Origin of the sequence: Lentzea sp. NBRC 105346 (assembly GCF_030269605.1) — a bacterium.
Taxonomy (GTDB): domain Bacteria; phylum Actinomycetota; class Actinomycetes; order Mycobacteriales; family Pseudonocardiaceae; genus Lentzea.
This window is the reverse complement of sequence record NZ_BSTQ01000005.1, coordinates 99,193-116,247: the sequence shown is the minus strand read 5'-3', so window position 1 is coordinate 116,247 and position 17,055 is coordinate 99,193. Positions and strand designations below refer to the sequence as shown.

Genomic DNA, 17,055 nt, shown 5'->3' with positions numbered 1-17,055 from the left:
TCGGGCCGGGCAGTGGTGCCCGGCCCGACAATCCGTGCCCGCTGCGATCAGCTGAGCGGACCGCCGATGATCGTCATGGCGACGGTGATCACCGCGATCCCGAACGCCGAGTACAGCAGTGCGTCGACAGCCCGGCTGCGGATCTTGATCAGGCCCGCCTGCTCGTCGGTGACCAGGATCCGCAGTCCCGCGGCGATCAGCAGGGCCAGTCCGATCCACACCGCGCCCTCGCGCCAGTGGTACAGGCCGATCCGCACCAGGCCGACCAGCGTCACCCCGACCACCAGCGCGAACGGGAAGTGCCGTCCGGCGGCGGAACGCCAGCGCTGTTCGGGCATCAGGACCGCCGCCTCGGCGTCAGACCGTCGCATCGCGGCGCTCGGCGGCTTCGACGGTGTTGGACAGCAGCATGGCGATCGTCATCGGGCCCGAGCCGCCGGGGATCGGCGCCAGGAAGCCCGCGACCTCGGCGACACCGGGGTCGACGTCGCCGACGAGCCCGTTCTCGGTGCGGGTGATGCCGACGTCGACGACGGCCGCGCCGGGCTTCACCATGTCCGCGGTGATCAGGCCGGGGCTGCCGGCGCCCGCGATCACGATGTCCGCGCGCCGCACCTCTGCGGCCAGGTCCTTGGTGCCGGTGTGGCACAACGTGACGGTCGCGTTCTCCGAGCGGCGGGTCAGCAGCAGGCCGATCGGGCGGCCGACGGTCACACCGCGGCCGACGACGGTGACGTTCGCGCCCGCGATCGGCACCTCGTAGCGGCGCAGCAGCTCGAGGATGCCGCGCGGGGTCGCCGGCAGCGGCGCGTCCTTGCCGAGCACAAGCCGGCCGAGGTTGACCGGGTGCAGGCCGTCGCCGTCCTTCGCCGGGTCGATGCGCTCCAGGATCGCGTTCGCGTCGAGGTGCCTGGGCAGCGGCAGCTGCACGATGTACGCGGTGACCGCGGGGTCGGCGTTCAGCTCGTCGATGACGGCCTCGAGCTCGGCCTGGGTCGTCTCCTCGGGCAGGTCCTTGCGGATCGAGTTGATCCCGACCTTGGCGCACGCCGCGTGCTTGCCCTTCACGTACGAGTGCGAGCCGGGGTCGTCGCCGACCAGGACCGTCGCGAGTCCCACCTGGACCCCGCGTCCGGCAAGGGCGGCGACCCGCTCCTTGAGCTGTTCGAAGATCGCGTCGCGGGTTTCCCGACCGTTCAGAAGCGTCGCAGTCACCCCCGCATCCTCCCACTCGGCAGCACGGCGACGACGACCGACACCAACGTGAGCGCGGCGCCGACCAGCGTCGGCAGTGCCAGCGAGCCCCGGACCGCGTCGAGCGCGACCGCGCCGATCAGCTGCCCGGACACCGCGCACAGCCCGACCATCAGCACCCCGATGAACCGCACCGCGACGATCGCGCCGCCCACGCCGAGGATGCCCAGCGCGCCGCCGACGTACAGCCACCACGTGTTCGGCGCGCTTTCCGGGAGTCCTCTGACCGCGACGTCGACGGCCGACACGATCGTCAGCGCGGCCGTGCCGGTCGTGAAGTTGAGCAACGTCGTCACGGGCGCGCTGCCCGACGCCTCGCGCACCAGGCCGTTCACCGCCTGCTGCCACCCCATCAGCACGCCCGCGATCAGCGGCAGCACCGCGAACCACAGCGTCGCCGGCCGGTCGAACTCGTGCGACACCGCGATCATGACGGCCACCACCGCGACCAGCCCGCCCGCCACGCGCGGGGCGGTCAGCGGCTTCGGGCCCGCGGGGCCGAGCCCGGCGCGGTCGACGAGCAGGCTGCTCACCACCTGACCGGTCACGACGGCGACCGTGAAGACCGCGACGCCGATGGTCGCGACGGCCAGGCCCTGCGACATCACCAGGAACGCTCCGCACGTGCCGCCGATGCATTCCCACCACCGGATCCGGTGATCTTTGAGGGCTTGTTGCAGGCGGGCGATGCCGCGTCTGCCGGGTTTGGTGGTCGGGACCAGGAGCAGCAGGAGTAGTAGGCCGCCGGCGAACGACACGAGTGCGGCCAGGAAGCCGTCGTGGAGTTGGTGGCCGAGTTCGCCGTTGAGCCGGCCTTGGACCGCCACCGCGGCGCCGCCGACCAGGGCGAAGAGGCCGCCGAGGAACTTGGTGGGGGTGGTGTGGACGTGGGTGGTGGTCATCGGCACGCTCGCGGTGAGGGGGCGGCGATGGCGCTGCCGGTGGGTGGTGTGTGGTGCGTGCGGGTGGTGGCGATCGGCGCGCCCGCAGCGCTGGGGCCGTCGTGGTCGGGAAGGCGCTGGTGCTGAGGAGCTGCGCGGACGTTCGCCGTTATCGGCGCACCCGCAGCGCTGGGGCCGTCGTGGTCGGGAAGGCGCAGGTGCTGACCACCCGCGCGGCCGTCCGCCTTCATCGGCGCACCCGCAGCGCGAGACCCGCGGCCAGCAGCGCGATCACCGCGGCGAACGCCGTCGCCGCCCACGCGCCCACGTGGTCGAGGAACCACCCGGCCACGGGTAAGGCGACCGCACTGCCCACCGTCTGTGCCGTGGTCATCCAACCGAACGCCTCCGCCTGCCGCCCCGGCGGCGCCAGCGCCGCGATCAGGGAGTTGTTCGCCGCGATGGCCGGCGCGATCGCCATGCCACCGACGAACAGCACCACTCCGACCAGCCACGGCGACTGCTGCCCGAAGGCCGGCACCAGCGCGGCCAGCCCGAGCGCGGTCAGCAGGATCCGCAGCGGAAACCGCGCCGGCCCCGTCCACCTGGCCACGAGCAACCCACCGGCGAACGACGCGGCCGCCCACACACCGGCGAGCACACCGGCCAGCGCGGGGCGCCCGCCGTCCCGTGCCCAGGCGATCAGCACGAGGTCGACGCTGACGATCGCCGACACGAGCGTCATCGACACGGTGAGCCCGGACAGCAGCGGCCCGTCGCGCAGCAGGTGACCATCAACCGGCCGGTGCCCTTCAAGAGGCGAGTCCACGCCCGCGCGGCGCACGGCGACCATGAACCCCAAAGCCCCGGCCACGGCGAGCGCGGCGCACAACCAGGTGGCCGAGCGGGGTGACCAGAACGCGACCGCGAAGGCGGCGACCGACGGGCCGACCACGTACAGCAGCTCCTGCATCGACGCTTCCAAAGCGAAGACACCGTTCAGCGCGGGACCCGACGCGAGGCGCGGCCACGCCGCCCGCGAAATCTGCGTCACCGGAGGCATCGCGAGGCCCACCAACACAGCGACCACAACCGCCAGCGGCCAGTACCCGCTGGGCAATACGGACGGCAGCCAACCGAGCAGGAAGATCCCCAATCCGTACGACAGGGCGGTTGCGACGAGCAGCCGTGCGGCCGGAGCCCGGTCGGCGGCACGCCCGCGCACCGGTCCGGCGACGCCGTAACCGACGGTCAGGGCGCCGCCGACCACACCCGCGATGGTGTACGAACCTGTCCATCCGGCGATCAGGAACGACAGCGCGACCGGGGTCGCGGCCTGGTGCAGGCGGCCCAGCAACGCCCAGGCGAACAGGGAGCGCAGGCCGGTGCGGAGCATGTCGTCACTTTGCCTGATGGGTCCGACAGTTCCTGTCGAGACGAGCATGATCGGCTTTTTCGTTACGACGAAACCGGGCTAAGGTCAAGGTCAACCCCACGGTTCGTCCATCTGGCCCAGTTGGGGGACGTGTGCGATCCGGCGAGTCGCGAGGGAAGATGTCTGCGTGTCCGAGCCGAAGCCGTTGAACCCGACAGAGCAAGACGCTCTGGTCAAGCAGATCGGCCTGACCCTGATGCGCGCCGCTCCGGAAGAGTGGCGCCAGGTCGTCGCCGAGTACCGCGCAACCGGCCGGTACTTCGAGTTGGCCGCCGAGCTCAAGCTCGCGGACGGCTCGGTGCACGGCTGGGCCCCGCCGCAGGATGTGGCCGGGCTGTTCGCCCGGCTGCGTGCCGGCATGCACCGCGAGGGCCGGGGGAGCTGGAGCAACGCCCGCTACCAGCTCGACCACCCGTCGAGCTACAACCTCGACTTCGACCGCGCCGAGCCGAAGTGGCAGACGCCGCCGCCACAGCAGGCGTACATCGACGAGCTGCGGTTCTTCCCGCGGGCCGAGGAGAACATCCCGGACTGGCTGCGCCGCCGGGTCGGGCCCCCGCCCCAGCAGCAACAACCCCCGCAGCGCGGGTTCCGCACCGCCCGCGTGTTCGACGGCGCCGGGCCGAACGGCCGGCCGTCGGTGAACCGCCCGCCGGTGCCCGAGCACGAGCTGGACGCGCTGCTCGCGTACCTGGACAGCGCCCCGGTCGTCACCGGCGGCCGCGGGTTCGACGCCGACGTGCTCGCCACCGACGCGCCCCAGGTCGTGCCCGCCGCGTTCCAGACCGACGGCCACTGGATCTGGCCGGCCGCGGTCGGCTACTACCTGCGTGCCTACGGCGTCCCGCCGGAGGCGGACCTGGTCGAACGGGCCCGCAAGGCGGACTTCGAACTGCCCGAGGTGTCCGAGGACGCCCGGCTCGCCGCCGCCGCGAACCTCGGCGCGCCCGCCGCCCCCGCCGGCACACCCCTGCCCGTCGTCGCCGCCCCGGTGGAGCCGCCACCGGTCGAGGAGGCGCCGGTCGAACCCGAGGTGGTCGCCGAGGACCCCGAACCCGAGGAGCTGACCGAGACGGTCGAGGACCTCGTCGAGCCCGAGCCGGAGCCCGAGGAGCTCACCGACCAGACCGTCATGGTCGAGCCGGTGGAGGAGACGGCGAACCTGCCCGCCGTCGAACAGCCGCCCGCAGGACCGCCTTATCGGGTGACTTTCGACGAGGACGGCATCCCCGATCAGGTGGACGACCGCCGGCTGCGCGACACCTACATGGACGGCATGGACCTCTTCGCGCCGCACGCGGACGAGCGCTCCGCCGAGCCGGAGGACCGGCCGTTCGCGGAAGAACGTCCTTATGCCGAGGAGCGTCCGTACGCGGAGGAGTTCACCGAGGAACGTTCGTTCGCGGAGGAGCGTCCCGAGCCCGACGCCATGCAGGACACGATGGCCTGGAGCCCGATCCAGGACTCCTCGATTCACGAGTCCCCGATCCACGAATCCCCGGCGCACGAGGCCGCGGGCGAGGACGACACCGCCGCGTGGAGCCCGGACTTCGACGAGGTGGAGGCCGAGCTCACCGAGGAACACCCGGTTGTCACCGAGCAACACCCGGTCGTCACCGAGGAGCACCACCCGGTCGTCGAGGAGTCGGCCGTCGAGCTCACGGAGGAGCACCCGGTCGTCGAGGCCGACGAGCCCGACATCGCGGAGATCCCGACCACGGCGCACTTCGACGTCGCGGCCGAGTTCGAGCGCGCCGACCACACCACCGAGTTCGAGCTCGACCTCGAGCCGGAGCCCGAGCCGGAGCCCGAACCGCGTCAGGTCACCGCGGAGGAGGAGAACAAGATCTCCGGCACGCGCCGCGCGCTGGACGACCTCAACGTTCCGCCCGGCGCATACCGCATCGGCGGCGAGCAGGTCGACCGCACGTGGCACGTCCACCTCGACGGCGACGCGTGGGAGGTGGCCTGGTTCGACCAGGGACCGAAGCACGCGATGCGGTTCGACCGGATCGAGGACGCCTCGGCGTACCTCATCGGCAAGCTGGTGCTCGGCAACTTCCGCACCCTGCCACCACCGCCGCGGCCCCAGCCTCATCAACCGCCGCAGCCGCAGCCGCAGCCCCAACCCCAGGCACAGCCGCCGCGCCCGAAGCCGCCGGTGATCAACGGCTTCCGCGAGGAACCGCGCCGCCCGGTCATGCCGCCGCCACCGCCGCCACCACAGCGGGCGCCGGAACCGGTGAACGCGGACTCCGGCAAGCGCACCTGGCCGATCTCGCCGATGAGCGGCGAGCCGCCGCTGACCCTGTTCCGGCACAAGCAGATGTTCGAACTGCCCGCCGGCACGGAGGTCGACCGCTACGGCGACCCGACCGGCAACCTCGCCTACGTGGCGGGCACGCCGTTCCCGGAGCGTTCGCTCGTGCCGTCGTGGGTCAACCGGCCGTACCGCGTGTACCGGCTGCGCCGGCCGATCGAGGTGCTGACCGGCGTGGCGGTGCCGTGGTTCGAGCAGCCGGGTGGCGGGACCGCCTACCTGTTCCCCAAGTCGCTGGAGGACATGGTGGCCGACGGCGTCCTGGTCGAGATCACGTCGGACATTCACTCCACCAGCAAGCCGTAGGCGGCGGCGAAGGCGACCGCCGTCTCGAGATCCACCCGCGCTCCGGCCAGGTCCGCCTGCCGGAGCGCGGTGGCGTCCAGCCGGGCCCCGCGCAGGTCGGCCCCCTTGAGCTTCGCCCCGAGCAGCCGTGCCCCGGCGAGGTCGGCGTCCCGCAGGTCGCATTCCGACAGCACGGCGTGCTCGAGGTTCGTCTCCCGCAACCGCTGCCCGCGCAGGTCGAGCTTCTGCAACGGCGCCCGGACGAACGACGCGAGCGTGAAGTCGGTCTCCTCGAACGAGATCGGCCGCATCCGGCAGTCCACGAACATGGACCCCAGCAGGCTGCACGACTTGAACGTGGCCCCACCGAGAGTCGTCTCGACGAACTTGCACGACCGGAACGCGGTGGTCGTGTGCGCCGACTCGCCGAGGTCCGCACGCGTGAAGTCGCAGTCGGTGAACGTGCACCCCGAGGTCACCAGTGAGCGCAGGTCGGCGTCGGTGAAGTCACACGAGGTGAAGGTTCGCCGCTCCCAGTTCTCCGAGGGCAGTACGGCGTCGGTGTAGTCCTCCCCGATGATGTCCACACTCACACTCTGGCAGTGTCCACCTGTTGGTAACGTGCGGGGTTGCCGGGCAATCCCGCCCGACCCAGGTCAACGAGGATTCGGGAAAGGCACATGACCCGCACTCCCGTCAACGTCACCGTCACCGGCGCCGCCGGCCAGATCGGTTACGCACTGCTGTTCCGCATCGCCTCCGGCCACCTGCTCGGCCCGGACGTCCCGGTCCGCCTGCGGCTGCTGGAGATCACGCCCGCGCTGAAGGCCGCCGAGGGCACCGCGATGGAACTCGACGACTGCGCCTTCCCGCTGCTGTCCGGCATCGACATCACCGACGACGCGAAGACCGCGTTCGACGGCGTGAACGTCGCCCTGCTCGTCGGCGCCCGCCCCCGCACGAAGGGCATGGAGCGCGGCGACCTGCTGGAGGCCAACGGCGGCATCTTCAAGCCGCAGGGCCAGGCCATCAACGCCGGTGCGGCGGACGACGTCCGCGTGCTGGTCGTCGGCAACCCGGCCAACACCAACGCGCTCATCGCGCAGCAGCACGCGCCGGACGTCCCGGCCGAGCGCTTCACCGCGATGACCCGCCTCGACCACAACCGCGCCCTGTCGCAGCTGTCGAAGAAGACCGGCGTGCCGGTGACCGAGATCAAGAACATGACGATCTGGGGCAACCACTCCGCCACGCAGTACCCGGACCTCTTCCACGCCAGGATCGGCGACAAGACCGCCGCCGAGGTCGTGAACGACCAGGCGTGGCTGGAGAACGACTTCATCCCGACCGTCGCCAAGCGCGGTGCGGCGATCATCGAGGCCCGTGGCGCCTCGTCCGCGGCCTCCGCGGCCAACGCGGCGATCGACCACGTCTTCGACTGGGTCAACGGCACCGAGTGGACCTCGATGGCCGTGCCGTCCGACGGCTCGTACGGCGTGCCCGAGGGCCTGATCTCGTCGTTCCCGGTCAAGGTCACCGACGGCAAGTACGAGATCATCCAGGGCCTGGAGATCGACGAGTTCTCCCGCGCCCGCATCGACGCCTCCGTGGCCGAGCTGGCCGAGGAGCGCGACGCGGTCAAGGGCCTGGGCCTGATCTGAGGATCCAGTGGCCCGTTCCGGAACCGCTGGTTCCGGACGGAGTGCATCCTGCGCTCGCTGACGCCGCCCGCGCGGCGTCAGCGGCGTACGGGCGCGCCCGCTCTCAGTTCACGCGTACGGAACTGCGCGACGAGATCGCGGACGGCGCCGATGGCACGCCGACCATGCGCGTGGACCGGATCGTCGAGGACGCGATCCTCGAGTCGATCCACCGCAACAAGGTCAACCTGCTGTCCGAGGAAGCGGGCTTCGTCGACAACGGGTCCGCGATCACGCTGGTGATCGACCCGGTAGACGGCTCGGCGAACGCCGCGTTCGGCGTCCCGCTCTCGTGCTTCGCCGGGACCGTCGTCGAGGACAGCTCCCCGAAGGAAGCCCTCACCACGTGGTTCGACACCGGCCGCGCCTGGTGGGCGCGCACCGGCGAGCCCACGCCGTTCCGCACGACCGGCCGCACGTCGCTGGACGGCGCGGCCGTGTGCCTGATGCGGCCCAAGAAGGGCACCGAGGACGCGTGGCAGCGCGTGGCGAACCGGGCGGACCGGATCCGCGTGCTGTGCACCACGTGCCTGGAGACGATGCTGGTCGCCGAAGGAACGGTGGATGCCTTCGCCGACGTCGGCTCGGACACCCACCGCATCATGGATCTCGCGACGGCACTCGTCACGGTGCCCGCTGCCGGAGGTGTGCTGGTCGACCTGCGGGGCCGGCCGTTCACGTTCGAGCCCGACCTCACGCACCGGTGGTCGGGGGTGGCGGCAGCGACTCCTCAGCTCGCCGAGGAGTTGATCGCGACGGTGCTCGAAAGCTAGGCCGCATCTGACGGATCCTCGTCCGCGATGGTCGCGGTCGAGGGTTCGGCCGGTATGAGGCCACTTCGGCGGCACCGTCTCCGAACCGCTCGCCCGTGACTCTCATCGAACGAGATCCGTCGGATACGGCCTAGTCGATCGAAGTGCGGGGTTCGATGATGCAGTCGGGGCCCGGGAAGACCAGCCCCTCGTGCCCGTCGGAGAAACGGACGAGGTAGGGCGGCGCGCCGTCGGTGCCGCGAACTTCGAGGATCTCGCCGAGGCGCTCCTCGATCCCCACCGTGCGACTGTGGACGTGCAACCTGTCACCAACTGTTGCGTGCATTGACGTCACCTCCGGTGCGTCCAGACTAGGACGCCACCGGAGGTCCGCAACAGGGCTCAGCTACCGCAGGCTTCGCTGACTTTCTGGACGAGATCAGCCTTCTGCTGCACCCAGTCCGCGGCGGACTGGACGTTGCCCATGCCCTTCGCCGCCTCGTCGAGAGCGCTCTTGACCTGCTGGTCGGGCGACGCCGCGGCGAGCTTCTGGAGCTCCTCGGCCTTCGCCTTGGTCTCCTCGAGCGCCTTCTGCGGGTCGCTCATGTCCGGCGTCCAGGCGAGCAGCCCGACGGCGTCGGCGCAGGCCTTCGCCTTGTCGATGCCCTGGCCGACCTGGTTGGCCGTGTTGGCTGCGTCCTGAACGGCGTCGCAGCCGGTCAACCCGCCCGCCACGCCCAGGGCGATGGCGAGTGCTGCCAGTGGACGGGCTACGCGCATGTATGTCTCCTTTGACCGGGTTTCGTCCGACTCTACCGACGTTCGTCGCAGCGCCGCGCGTACAACCGGCGCACCACGTCGTCGATCTCCGGCTCGACTACGGCGAGATCGTGCCGGCTTCGCCGCGTACCTCTGTGACGCCTGGCAGAGCCGGCAGGTTGAGCGCTTCGCGCAGATCGATGACGAACGTTGGCTACTCGGGGCGTGGTTGCCACTCGACGCCGGACGGTGGCCTCCGGTCGCCAGGAACTCGTGAGCGGCCTGCCGTAGCGCGTCCCCCACTTCCCCAAGCGACGCCACACCGTGCCCCCTCGCGTGTCACAGCAGTGCCGGTGCTGCCACGACGCATCAGAGGTCGACCACGTCTGGAGTTGAGTCGGTTGCGGCCGAGGTGCGTGCGTACAACCGGCGCACCACGTCGTCGATCTCCGGCTCGACCACGGCGAGGTCGTGCACCTCGACGTGCCGCACCACCTCGGTGATCAGCGCGGCCGCGGTCGTCTCGGCGCGCCGGAACGTGAGGTGGTGCCGCAGCCCGCCGGCTTCGCTGCGTACCTCTGTGACGCCCGGCAGCGGCGGCAGGTTGAGCGGTTCGCGCAGATCGATGACGAGGACGCGTTCCGGGGTCACCTCGGCGCGCAGTTCGGCGAGCGGTCCGTCGGCGAGCACGGTGCCGTGGTCGATCACCATCAGCCGCGGGCACAGGCGCTCGATGTCGTCCAGGTCGTGTGTGGTGAGCAGCAACGTCGTGCCGCGCCGGTTGAGCCCGGCGAGGAACTCCCGCAGCCGCTCCTTCGACTCCAGGTCGAGCCCGATCGTCGGCTCGTCCAGCACGAGCAGCTCGGGCGCGTGCAGCAACGCCGCGGTGACCTCGCCGCGCATCCGCTGCCCGAGCGAGAGCTGCCGCACCGGAGTGTCCAAAAAGGGCGCTAGCTCCAGCAGGTCGACGCACTCCTCCAACCGCTTGCCGTGGTCGGACGAGTTCACCCGGTAGATCGACCGCAGCAACGCGAAACTGTCTCGCAACGGCAGGTCCCACCACAGCTGGCTGCGCTGCCCGAACACCACGCCGATCCGCCGCGCCAGCTCCTTGCGCTGCCGGGCCGGATCCACGCCGTTGACGCGCACGGTCCCGCCGGTCGGCACGAGGATGCCGGTCAGCATCTTGATCGTCGTCGACTTGCCCGCGCCGTTCGGGCCGACGTACCCGACGGCCTCGCCCGCGGCCACGTCGAAGCTGACGTCGTCGACCGCGACAACGGTCTTGTACTCACGCCGGAATCGGCCCTTCTTGGAAGCGACGCGGAACTCACGCCGCAGCTGTCGTACCTCGATCACGATCCCGTCCCCCGGTAGTGCCTGACCGCGAAGCGCCAGAACGCGCCCGCGAACGCCGCCGCCACGAGCGCGACGAGCGGTGAGATCCAGCCGATCCAGCCCGGTGCGCCGAGCGGATCGGATCGCCCGAGCAGCGCCAGGCTCGGGTAGTACGCCACGAACGCACCCGGCACCACATATGCCATGAGGTAGCGCAGCCCCTTGGAGAACACCGTGATCGGGTACGACGTGAACGCGCCGCTGCCATAGGTCACCGAGTTCGCCAGCTCGCGGCTCTCGATCAGCCAGAAGCAGACCGAGCACGCGACGACCCACACCGATCCGAGGATCACGCCACCCGCGAGCGGTGCGACCACCACCAGCAGGACCTTCCATGGCGTCCAGTCGATGTTGACGTGCGTGAGCGCGTACGCCAGCGTCACCACCCCGGCGAACACCCGGCCGACGCGTCGCAGCCGGATGTCCGTCGACATCATCTGCGGCAGGGTTCCCAAGGGGCGCAACAGGACCGCGTCGAACGTGCCGCTGCGGATGAACGTCGGCAGGTCGTCGAGCTGCCCGGCGACGAGGTCCGCGAAGCCGAACGCGATGGCGGCGATCGCGAACATCAGCACCACCTCGTCCACGCCGAACCCGCCCAGCGCATTGATCCTGGTGAACAGCACGAGGATCACGACCAGCTCGAAGGCCTGGGCGATCACCTGTGAGAGGCACTCGACCGCGAACGACGCCCGGTACGACATCTGCGACCGCACCCGTGCCGCGATGATCTTGCGGTAGACCGGCTCAGCCACCCTGGACCACCACCTTGCGCACGGCCCGGCGCAGCACGAGATGCCCGGCCACCAGCAGTGCCACGGCCCAGAAGGCCTGGTGTGCCAACGAGAAGTAGTCGCGTTCGAGGAACACGTTGATCGGCGCCTGCAGCAGCGCGGGGAAGGGCGTGGCCCACAACGCCACCTGCGCCCAGCCCGGATAGAACGCGACCGGCACGACCATCCCGCACAGCAGGCCGGACGTGACGTTCCAGAAGCTGACCAGCCCGCGGTTGTCGAGCAGCCAGAAGGTGGCCAGGTTGATCAGGAACCGCACGCCGTAGCACGTGACCAGCGCGAGCAGCGCGCTGACCACGAACAACGGCCAGGTCAGCGGGTGCTCCGGCCAGCGGAACGGGAACAGCAGCGCCCCGAAGGCGATCGGCGGCACGAGCCTGGTGACGACCGCGTACCCGGCGCGGCCGACGTCCTCGGCGAGCATCGCGGTCTGCAGGTTCCACGGGCGGTACAGGTCGACGACCACGTCCCCGGTGCGGACGCGGGTCGCCAGCGTCGTGTCGCCCCAGAGCAGCACGAACCCGAGCAGGCCCTGGCCGAGCCAGACGTAGGTGTAGGTGGCAGCGATGTCGTAGGCGGCGATAGTGCCGCTCGCCGTCCGGACGGCGGCGGTGAGCACGGCGGCGCGCAGCAGGCCGAAGACCACGTTCGTGGTCATCCCGGCCAGCATCGCTTGGCGGTAGGTCGAGTAACGGCGGAATCCGGCGATGATCAAGTCGGCGTGGACACGCACGTCGTCCCACGTTAGGGCCTGTGGCAAGTGATTTTTTCAGGACCCGAAGGCGCTCGTGGTGACCTCGCCGCCCTCTTCGGGGGAGGCGAGGCAGTGGAAGTAGTTGCGCTTGCCGTCGGCGAACCCGACCGCGGCGATCTGCCACGTTGAGGTGTCGACGCCGGCGCGGGTGGCCGAGCCCATCGCGTCCTTGGTGCACACGGACGCGACCTCGGGCGCTTTCAGGAGCTCGTCGCTGGGGATCTTCGGAATCTCACCGGAGAACCAGCCGCCGCCGAACGCCTCCCAGTAGTGCTGGATCGAGCAGTCCCCGGTGCGTCGCGCGACCGCCGCCATGCCGCCGATCTCGGTGATGCCGTGGTAGCAGGTGGGCTGGGCCATGCAGTACTTGCCGGTGCCGCAGTCCTTGAGGAACGGCGGCGCGGACTCGAGCGTCGCGTTGTTCGCGCCGGTCGGGTTGTCGCCGGGCTTGTCCTTGTTCGTCCAGAGCACCACGCCCACGGTGATCGCCACGACCAGCGCCGCCGCGGCCGCGATCGGCCAGACCTTCTTGTTCGCAGGCGACGGTGGCGGCGGAGGCGACAGATGTGGCACGGACTGGACGGCCGGGAGCCGCAGCTCGTCGCGCAGCTGTGCCGCGCTCTGGGTGCGCAGGCTCGCGTCCGGGTGCAGTGCGCGGACGAGCACGTCGTGGAGTTGTTGCGGCACACCGGGAACCGGCGGCACGGGCGAGCGCAGCACGTGACCGAGGTGGTCGAACGACTCGATCGGCCACGGCACCGGCCGCGGCGGCTTGCCCGCCAGCAGGTCGTAGAGCGTGGCGGCCAGCGAGTACACGTCACCGGCCGGGGTGGGCGCGGCCATGGCGAACCCCTCGGGCGGCGCGTAGCTCGGGCTGAGCGCGTCGCGGCTGACGGAGCTGCCGCCCTCCGCGTCGAGCAGCGCGGCGAGGCCGAAGTCCGCGAGCTTCGCGGTGCCGTACCGGTCGACGAGGATGTTGCCGGGCTTGATGTCGCGGTGCAGCACGCCGTCCGCGTGCGCCGCGGCGAGTGCGTCGGCGAGCTGGACGCCCAGCTGCCGGACCTCTTCGGGGTGCATCGGACCGCGTCCCGCGAGCGAGCCCTCGCACAGCTCCATGACGAGGTAGGGCGTGCCCTGCGGCGTGATGTTCGCGTCGTACACCGCGACCACGTTGGGATGTCCGGAGAGCCGGGCCGCCGCGTGGCCCTCGCGCAGGAACCGCTTGCGGTCGCGCTCGTTGGCCAGCACCCGGTTGTCGATCTTCACCGCGACGTCGCGGCCGAGCTGCGGCTGGTGCGCCCGGTAGACCGTCGCGAAACCGCCCTCGCCGAGCGGTCTCAGGTTCGTCAGTCCCGGGATCAACGGTAAGTGCACCGGCGCAGCGTACGTCTGCGCCGGTGCGCCGCTGTCAGGAGTGGCTGTACCACCGCTGGTTGCTGTCACCGTTGCACCAGTGCGTCACGACCGCGGTGCCGTTCGAGGTACCGCGACCCCGCACGTCGACGCACTGCCTGGTGTCGGCCAACGGCTTGAACGTCCAGTAGCCGTTGGTCCTGGTGCCCCGGAACTTGTGGCTGCGGCTGTCGTCGCACGGCCCGGTGGTCATCTGGTTGTCCAGGCCCGTGTACCAGAGGCACTTGAGGGTCGCCCGGTTGCGGAACGCGAAGAGACCGCCGCCGTAGCTGTAGGTCTGCCACCGCTGGTTGGCGTGGCCGTTGGCGCGCCAGATGTCGACCCGGTTGGCCGACTGCGCGAGGTCCAGCCGCATGCCGCCCGCGTGGCCGGGCGACCACTCGTACGTGCCCTTCCAGCCGGGCGCTGCCGCTTCCCCCGCGTCAGCGACCGCCGACGGCGCGGACATCGCTGCCACAGCGGCGATGCCCGCGACGACCAGCCCCACCCTCTTGATCATGTCCTTCACTTGACCTCCCCTGTCGGTGTTGCAAGGACGAGGTCAACGCTAGGAACGGCCACGGTTTCGCGTGACGGTCGATCAACCCACAAATCAGAGATCTTCGAGCCGGACGAGCCCGTCCTGCACCGCGCGGGCCACCAGAGCGGCTTTCGTGGGAGCCGGCCGGCCGGCGTTGGCGTACCGGATCCGCGCCCGATCGATGTAGCTGTTCACCGTCCGCACGGACAGGCCGAGCTTGCGCGCCACCATCTCCTTGGACTCGCAGGCGAACCAGCTGACCAGCACGTCCACCTCGCGCGGCGTGAGCTGCGCGCGGTCGGCGCGGCTGTCGGTGCTGAGCGCGCGGGCCATCGTCGGCGGTGTGCACGGCAGGTTGTGGTGTGCCGCGTGGATGGCCGGGATGAGGTGATCGGGTCCCTCGGCCTTGGTGAGGTAGGCGAACGCGCCGATGTCCAGGCACGTCAGCACGGAGTCCCGGTCGTCGCGCATGGTGTAGACGATCACCTGCCGACCGGCGTCGACCAGGCGCCGCAGGTCGCCGAACGCCGGCACCTGACCGTCCAGCATCAGGTCGAAGACGATCACGTCCGCGGCGCCGCCCGGTCCCGTCCAGGCCACCGCGGGCGTGGCGCCCACCTCGACGACCTCGACTCCCGCCTTCGCGCACCACGCCTCGACCCCCGCCACGATCGCGGGGTGGTCGTCGATCACCACGATTCTTGTCGGCGCCACACGGCCTCCACCCAGATCCGCCCACCGTCCTCGATGCATGTGACGGTGACCGGCCCCTCCTCGATCCGTTGTACCGGAACGGATTTCCGGGCGACGACGCTGACGGTCACCGTGTCCGGCGTGCCGAGCACGGTCACGCGTGCGCTGTCCTCGGCCGTCGCCAGCACCCGCATCGCCTCGTTCGTGAGCGCGCGGCGGATCTCCACCGGCGGGATCGGGTGATCACCGCAGGTGTCCAGCGACACCACGACACCCCGTCGTTCCGCGAGCTCGACGCACGCCCGCAGTTCGTGCACCAGCGGATCCGGCACGTCGTCGTGCTCGGCGAACAACCGCCGCATCCGCGCGGCCTCCACCGCGTATTTGGCTTTCTCCGGCGGTTCTTTGCCGAGGTTTTCCAGCAACGGCACAGCCGTGTGTGCGAGCGCCGCGTACCGCGCTTTGCGATCGGCGTGCAGCTGGTCCGCGATCGCTTCCGTGGTGCGGACCTGCTCGTCCCGTGCCGCGCTCGCGGCCACGTCCGCGGCGAGCTTCCGCAGGATCATCGTCGCCACCACGAACGGCACCTGGTAGCCGAGCACGACCGTGGTCACGACGACGAACCCCGCCACGTCGTTCCCCGTCGCCGCGACGTAGGTAAGGCTCAACGCCACGTGCGCGCCGAGGAACACGAACGTGCCGCGCGTGCTCTTGTCGAGCAGGAGCAGCAACCCGAACCAGCCGATGAGACCGTACGACCACTCGGACTCCGACATCACCTGCTCGGTGTGCACGCCCGTCACCGCGAGCACGGACGCCACCACCGTCGCCGCGAGCAACAGCCAACGTGTCGTCTTGAGTTCGATGTTCCTGGCCAGTGCCGTGCCCGTGATAAGCGTGACGGCGGTGAGCAGCCCGAACGCGACGAGCTCCTGGTCCGGTGATCGATAGGTCGCGAGGTTCGCGATGAGCAACGGCAACGCGAACCCGCCCAGTGAGGCCACGGTGATCAGCAGCGCCGCGAGCCGGATACCCCGGCCGGTCGTCTCAACCATGCGGCCACTCCAGCGTGACGCGGGTGCCCGTTCCGGTGCTGATTTCGGCGGTGCCGCCGGCGCTGGTCATGCGGTCCACAATGGACATTGAGATTCCCCTGCGGTGCGGGGAGATCTCTGCGGTATCGAAGCCTCGCCCCGCGTCCGCGATCTCAACGACCAGCCGGTCTCCGTTGTCGATGCTCACGGTCGCGACGCCGACACCGGCGTGCCGCGCGACGTTCGTCAACGCCTCGCGCACCGACCCGCAGATCGCGATCGCGGCCGCCGAGGGCATGGCGTGGCTCGGGGGAGCCTTCAGGTCGACCTTGACCGGCGCGTGCCGAATCACCTCGTCCAGCAGGGGAATGAGGTCGACCTCGCCCTCCGGCCAGGTCTTCTTCAGCGCCTCGATGTCCCGCCGTGCCCGTTCGGCGAGCCACGGCTCGTCCCCGTCGACCATGCCGGCCCCGACCGCGAACAACGTGGCCGCGGCCGTGTCGTGCAGAACCGCGAGGTGCTCACGTTCATCGGCCCGCCGAGCCGCCGTGACCGCTGCCGCGCGTCGGGCCTTCTCAGCCGTTTCCGCGGCCCGGTCGGCCTGGCGTGCGCCTTTGAGCACCAGCAGGAACACCGCCCGCGACATCGCGGCCTCGGCGAACGTCCACAGCACGATCGGAACCTCTGTTGCCGTGCCTCCGATCATGGTCGCCGCGACCAGCACGGTCGTGATGGCGACACCCTGTGCCGTCGACGTGAACCACTGGTGCGCCACCGCCGTGATCGACACCGCGGCGAGCACCCAGTTCCGGCTGTCCGCCAACACCTCCGGCGGCACGACCCACGTCTGCGCCAGCCCCAGCGCCGCGATCACCGCGGTGTCGGTCGCGACAGCCTTCGTGCGGAAGAAGACGACGCCCCAAACCGCGACTATCGCGATCGCGAGGTGCGGCCGCTGCACCATCGCGACCACGCACAGGCAGAGCAATACGGTCGTACGCAGGTAGAGGGCGAACCGCCGCCCGGTCGCGAGCGTTCGCTCCTGGGCGGCACCGATCACTCC

The 17,055-nt window shown here is 70.6% G+C and carries 18 protein-coding genes; 3 read left to right on the top strand and 15 right to left on the bottom strand.

Annotated features, from left to right (window positions below):
* Positions 1-47: 47 nt before the first annotated feature.
* The 4 genes from QSK35_RS12615 to QSK35_RS12600 all read right to left on the bottom strand — a co-directional run bounded on the left by QSK35_RS12615 (position 48) and on the right by QSK35_RS12600 (position 3,531).
* Positions 48-371: a DUF3017 domain-containing protein gene (locus tag QSK35_RS12615; protein WP_502881646.1), complete on the bottom strand. Its 324-nt coding sequence runs from the start codon at positions 369-371 to the stop codon at positions 48-50.
* On the bottom strand, positions 358-1,215 hold the full coding sequence (locus tag QSK35_RS12610; RefSeq protein WP_285745516.1) for a bifunctional methylenetetrahydrofolate dehydrogenase/methenyltetrahydrofolate cyclohydrolase: 858 nt from the start codon (positions 1,213-1,215) through the stop codon (positions 358-360). Before QSK35_RS12610 ends, QSK35_RS12615 begins: the two co-directional genes overlap by 14 nt.
* Positions 1,212-2,156 carry a DMT family transporter gene (locus QSK35_RS12605; RefSeq protein WP_285745515.1) on the bottom strand — a complete coding sequence of 315 codons (945 nt, stop codon included), beginning with the start codon at positions 2,154-2,156 and terminating at the stop codon, positions 1,212-1,214. Before QSK35_RS12605 ends, QSK35_RS12610 begins: the two co-directional genes overlap by 4 nt.
* Before the next feature lie 226 nt (positions 2,157-2,382).
* Entirely contained in the window at positions 2,383-3,531 is a 1,149-nt protein-coding gene (locus QSK35_RS12600) for an MFS transporter (RefSeq protein WP_285745512.1), read from the bottom strand.
* Between the two features lie 166 nt (positions 3,532-3,697).
* On the opposite strand from QSK35_RS12600, the gene QSK35_RS12595 reads away from it, so the two are divergent.
* The gene (locus tag QSK35_RS12595; RefSeq protein ID WP_285745510.1) at positions 3,698-6,196 is read left to right on the top strand and encodes a TNT domain-containing protein; all 2,499 of its coding nucleotides are present in this window, start codon (positions 3,698-3,700) and stop codon (positions 6,194-6,196) included.
* On the opposite strand, the gene QSK35_RS12590 is transcribed toward QSK35_RS12595, so the two are convergent.
* On the bottom strand, positions 6,175-6,762 hold the full coding sequence (locus QSK35_RS12590; protein WP_285745508.1) for a pentapeptide repeat-containing protein: 588 nt from the start codon (positions 6,760-6,762) through the stop codon (positions 6,175-6,177). The two genes, QSK35_RS12595 and QSK35_RS12590, sit on opposite strands and share 22 nt — an antisense overlap.
* A 93-nt stretch (positions 6,763-6,855) precedes the next feature.
* Between QSK35_RS12590 and QSK35_RS12585 the strand changes: the two genes are divergently transcribed.
* Together QSK35_RS12585 and QSK35_RS12580 are read left to right on the top strand one after the other, a co-directional pair.
* Positions 6,856-7,836, top strand: coding sequence for a malate dehydrogenase (locus QSK35_RS12585; protein ID WP_285745506.1), 981 nt, complete (start codon positions 6,856-6,858; stop codon positions 7,834-7,836).
* Between the two features lie 41 nt (positions 7,837-7,877).
* On the top strand, positions 7,878-8,648 hold the full coding sequence (locus QSK35_RS12580) for an inositol monophosphatase family protein (protein ID WP_285745504.1): 771 nt from the start codon (positions 7,878-7,880) through the stop codon (positions 8,646-8,648).
* A gap of 130 nt (positions 8,649-8,778) precedes the next feature.
* Here QSK35_RS12580 and QSK35_RS12575 read toward each other — a convergent pair whose 3' ends face one another.
* The 10 genes from QSK35_RS12575 to QSK35_RS12530 all read right to left on the bottom strand — a co-directional run bounded on the left by QSK35_RS12575 (position 8,779) and on the right by QSK35_RS12530 (position 17,052).
* A complete protein-coding gene (locus QSK35_RS12575; protein ID WP_285745503.1) occupies positions 8,779-8,973 on the bottom strand; it encodes a DUF1918 domain-containing protein in 195 nt (64 codons plus the stop codon).
* A 56-nt stretch (positions 8,974-9,029) separates the two neighbouring features.
* Positions 9,030-9,407, bottom strand: coding sequence for a bacteriophage spanin2 family protein (locus QSK35_RS12570; protein ID WP_285745501.1), 378 nt, complete (start codon positions 9,405-9,407; stop codon positions 9,030-9,032).
* A 348-nt stretch (positions 9,408-9,755) separates the two neighbouring features.
* On the bottom strand, positions 9,756-10,745 hold the full coding sequence (locus QSK35_RS12565; RefSeq protein WP_285745499.1) for an ABC transporter ATP-binding protein: 990 nt from the start codon (positions 10,743-10,745) through the stop codon (positions 9,756-9,758).
* Positions 10,742-11,539, bottom strand: coding sequence for an ABC transporter permease (locus QSK35_RS12560; RefSeq protein ID WP_285745497.1), 798 nt, complete (start codon positions 11,537-11,539; stop codon positions 10,742-10,744). The genes QSK35_RS12565 and QSK35_RS12560 overlap by 4 nt, the downstream gene beginning before the upstream one ends.
* Positions 11,532-12,311, bottom strand: a complete 780-nt coding sequence (locus tag QSK35_RS12555; RefSeq protein ID WP_285745495.1) for an ABC transporter permease — start codon at positions 12,309-12,311, stop codon at positions 11,532-11,534. Before QSK35_RS12555 ends, QSK35_RS12560 begins: the two co-directional genes overlap by 8 nt.
* 36 nt (positions 12,312-12,347) lie before the next feature.
* The gene (locus QSK35_RS12550) at positions 12,348-13,706 is read right to left on the bottom strand and encodes a serine/threonine-protein kinase (protein ID WP_285745493.1); all 1,359 of its coding nucleotides are present in this window, start codon (positions 13,704-13,706) and stop codon (positions 12,348-12,350) included.
* Between the two features lie 34 nt (positions 13,707-13,740).
* Positions 13,741-14,244 carry an RICIN domain-containing protein gene (locus tag QSK35_RS12545; protein WP_285745491.1) on the bottom strand — a complete coding sequence of 168 codons (504 nt, stop codon included), beginning with the start codon at positions 14,242-14,244 and terminating at the stop codon, positions 13,741-13,743.
* A gap of 93 nt (positions 14,245-14,337) precedes the next feature.
* Positions 14,338-14,979, bottom strand: coding sequence for a response regulator (locus tag QSK35_RS12540; RefSeq protein ID WP_285745489.1), 642 nt, complete (start codon positions 14,977-14,979; stop codon positions 14,338-14,340).
* A complete protein-coding gene (locus tag QSK35_RS12535) occupies positions 14,955-16,013 on the bottom strand; it encodes a hypothetical protein (protein WP_285745488.1) in 1,059 nt (352 codons plus the stop codon). Before QSK35_RS12535 ends, QSK35_RS12540 begins: the two co-directional genes overlap by 25 nt.
* Positions 16,006-17,052 carry a sensor histidine kinase gene (locus QSK35_RS12530; RefSeq protein WP_285745487.1) on the bottom strand — a complete coding sequence of 349 codons (1,047 nt, stop codon included), beginning with the start codon at positions 17,050-17,052 and terminating at the stop codon, positions 16,006-16,008. Before QSK35_RS12530 ends, QSK35_RS12535 begins: the two co-directional genes overlap by 8 nt.
* Positions 17,053-17,055: the final 3 nt, after the last annotated feature.

Bases quoted from the DNA above. Each gene is read 5' to 3' on its own strand.
- QSK35_RS12535 (WP_285745488.1), bottom strand. From the start codon at position 16,013: ATGGTTGAGACGACCGGCCGGGGTATCCGGCTCGCGGCGCTGCTGATC.
- QSK35_RS12545 (WP_285745491.1), bottom strand. From the start codon at position 14,244: ATGATCAAGAGGGTGGGGCTGGTCGTCGCGGGCATCGCCGCTGTGGCA.
- QSK35_RS12570 (WP_285745501.1), bottom strand. From the start codon at position 9,407: ATGCGCGTAGCCCGTCCACTGGCAGCACTCGCCATCGCCCTGGGCGTG.
- QSK35_RS12575 (WP_285745503.1), bottom strand. From the start codon at position 8,973: ATGCACGCAACAGTTGGTGACAGGTTGCACGTCCACAGTCGCACGGTG.
- QSK35_RS12600 (WP_285745512.1), bottom strand. From the start codon at position 3,531: ATGCTCCGCACCGGCCTGCGCTCCCTGTTCGCCTGGGCGTTGCTGGGC.
- QSK35_RS12585 (WP_285745506.1), top strand. From the start codon at position 6,856: ATGACCCGCACTCCCGTCAACGTCACCGTCACCGGCGCCGCCGGCCAG.
- QSK35_RS12605 (WP_285745515.1), bottom strand. From the start codon at position 2,156: ATGACCACCACCCACGTCCACACCACCCCCACCAAGTTCCTCGGCGGC.
- QSK35_RS12615 (WP_502881646.1), bottom strand. From the start codon at position 371: ATGCGACGGTCTGACGCCGAGGCGGCGGTCCTGATGCCCGAACAGCGC.